This window comes from Pseudarthrobacter sp. 10T415 (genome assembly GCF_056394175.1).
Genome location: NZ_JBFTHJ010000044.1, coordinates 1 through 1434, shown reverse-complemented (window position 1 = coordinate 1434; position 1434 = coordinate 1). Strand labels below are relative to the sequence as shown.

The window sequence follows — 1434 nt, the reverse complement described above, 5'->3', positions numbered from 1 at the left end:
GACGGTGGTCATGCCCACGCTACTGAGTCCTCGCTGCATGCCGAGGATAAGGGGTATCACAAGAGCCTGAAGCCGCGGCAGATCCAGATGATCGCCATCGGTGGCGCTATCGGTACCGGTTTGTTCCTTGGTGCCGGCGGGCGTTTGAACGCGGCCGGCCCGTCGCTGGTCATCGCGTACGCGGTGTGTGGTTTCTTCGCGTTCCTGATCCTGCGGGCMCTGGGCGAGCTGGTGCTCCACCGGCCCTCGTCCGGGTCCTTCGTGTCCTATGCCCGTGAGTTCTTCGGGGAGAAGGCCGCGTTCGTTTCCGGCTGGTTCTACTGGATCAACTGGGCCACCACCACCATCGTGGACATCACCGCCGCGGCGCTCTACATGCACTTCTTCGGCAACTACGTCCCCTGGATGGCTGACGTGCCGCAGTGGGCCTGGGCCCTGATCGCCCTGGTGGTGGTCCTGAGCCTGAACCTGGTCTCCGTGAAGGTCTTCGGCGAGATGGAATTCTGGTTCGCCCTCATCAAGGTGGCCGCCCTGGTCGCGTTCCTGTTGGTCGGCACGTACTTCGTTATCTTCGGCACCCCGGTGGACGGCCAGCAGGTAGGCCTGAGCCTCCTCTCGGACAACGGCGGCGTGTTCCCCAACGGCCTGCTGCCCATGATCATCCTCATGCAGGGCGTCCTGTTCGCCTACGCCTCGATCGAACTGGTGGGCACCGCCGCCGGCGAAACCGAAAACCCCGAAAAGATCATGCCCAAGGCCATCAACTCCGTGGTCTTCCGCATCGCGGTGTTCTACGTGGGCTCCGTGATCCTGCTGGCACTGCTGCTGCCCTACACGTCCTACCAGAAGGGCGTCAGCCCGTTCGTGACGTTCTTCGGCTCCATCGGCGTCCAGGGCGTGGACGTCATCATGAACCTCGTGGTCCTCACCGCGGCACTGTCCTCGCTGAACGCCGGCCTGTACTCCACCGGCCGGATCCTCCGCTCGATGTCCGTCAACGGCTCCGCCCCGAAGTTCGCGTCCCGCATGAACAAAGCCGGCGTCCCCTACGGCGGGATCGCCATCACCGCCGCCGTCTCCCTCCTCGGTGTGCCGCTGAACTACCTGGTCCCGGCCGAAGCGTTCGAGATCGTGCTGAACATCGCCTCCGTGGGCATCATCATGACCTGGGCCACCATCGTCCTGTGCCAGATCCAGCTCAAACGCTGGGCCGACAAAGGATGGGTGGAACGGCCATCCTTCCGGATGTTCGGCGCCCCGTTCACCGGATACCTCTCCCTGGTCTTCCTGGTAGGTGTCCTGGTCATGGTCTTCATCGACTCGCCCCTGACCATGATGGTCACAGCCATCGCCTCAGTCCTGATGGTCTTCGGCTGGTACGCCTGCCGCAAACGCATCCACGAAATCGCCGAAACCCGCGAAGGCCACACCGGC

1 protein-coding gene is annotated in these 1434 nt (G+C 63.8%); it reads left to right on the top strand.

Translation table 11 applies throughout. The annotated features are described in order from the left end of the window. The coding region (locus AC1DBN_RS21340) for an amino acid permease (protein WP_477724180.1) at nt 1-1434 on the top strand (1434 nt) is incomplete at both ends.